A 1,231-nucleotide genomic window follows, 5' to 3' on the forward strand; every position below is an offset into this window, starting at 1 on the left:
AATGGTAGAAGCTTTGGCAATTCAGCTGATTCGCTAAACAGTTAGGTTTATTTTTTTACAAAAAATTTGGGCGGGTGGTTGGCGATTGGAGGGAGACATGGATAGTGAGACTAGAAGAATTCTAATGGAAATGAAAGAAGATATAGGCTCAATTAAGACTGATATCAATAATATCAAGAAACAAAATGATGAGATTGAAAAACAGGGAGATAAAATCAATGAGTTAGAAAAAATAGTTGCGCTCCATACTAGTCATTTTAAATTTCTATGGTGGTCGGTAGTCGGCATAGTGAGTTTTTTGTTTGTTGATATCATAGCTCCATTTGTAGTTGAGTGGCTTTCAAAATAAAAAGGGGGTGTATGAGTGTTTAAGGCAGAAAAAAAGCAAGTAGAAATTGTAAACAAACCAATTTATAACATGAAACAACAGGAAGTAGAACAGTACCGTGCAGAACTGCAAAATTATTCTCAAAGGGTTGTTTTGCTTTCACTTAAATTATTAAAAGATAAGGAAGTGACAGCTTATAAGATTAGTACAGAAGAAGAATTAGGAAAACTATTATCTAGTCCGCCAGAATTAGGAGAATTATCGTTACCACAATTCTTAGGTCAGGTTGACAAGGAAGGTAATCCGTATGAGGTTGTGGATTTGCCTTACGGATATCTGTACATCATAAAAGGGAGTGATGGTTATCACATTGCTTTCCACTTAGAAAAACCTAGTGAGCTTAATCCTTATCTTGATGCCAAGAAAACTTTCAAGCAGGTTTATCCTGCAATCATACGTGACACTTCAAAGGTAGCAACGACTACTTTTACAATTTCAAGAATTTTTACATTGCTTAAATAAAAAGGAGATTATCAATCATGGAAATTTTAAATAATTTATTTGGTTCAAGTTTAAACGCAGACGTAGTATTAACGGTCATTGTAGTATGGATTTTAGTACAGGTAGTTAAGCCAATTGTAAAGAACACTCAATATGTACCATTGATCGCAGCTATCTTAGGTGCAATTGCGGGTATAGTAGTTGGTTTGAACACAAAAAGTGCTTCTGTGTTAGCTGATGCAGTATTGGGAATTGTTGCAGGTTTTGCAGCCACAGGTGTAAATGAGACCTTCTCAAATTCTTTTACGACACTGTTATCCTCACTTGGCTCAAAATTTATTAGTGAGGTAGAAGGTAAGACAGAAACTAATGAAGTTACAAAAGATACTACAGATACCACCA

General features: G+C 34.9%; 3 protein-coding genes. All 3 read left to right on the forward strand.

The window, feature by feature from the left end; all coding sequences use genetic code 11:
• The first annotated feature begins 97 nt into the window (after window positions 1-97).
• Window positions 98-349, forward strand: coding sequence for a hypothetical protein (locus tag GSM_RS02600; protein WP_029327344.1), 252 nt, complete (start codon window positions 98-100; stop codon window positions 347-349).
• Between the two features lie 15 nt (window positions 350-364).
• Entirely contained in the window at window positions 365-850 is a 486-nt protein-coding gene (locus GSM_RS02605) for a hypothetical protein (protein WP_003688717.1), read from the forward strand.
• A 17-nt stretch (window positions 851-867) separates the two neighbouring features.
• Window positions 868-1,231 (forward strand): hypothetical protein (locus GSM_RS13875; protein ID WP_010077751.1); only part of this gene is annotated, 364 nt, incomplete at its 3' end.

Origin of the sequence: Liquorilactobacillus mali KCTC 3596 = DSM 20444, from assembly GCF_000260415.1 — a bacterium.
In the GTDB taxonomy this organism is placed as follows: Bacteria; Bacillota; Bacilli; order Lactobacillales; family Lactobacillaceae; genus Liquorilactobacillus; species Liquorilactobacillus mali.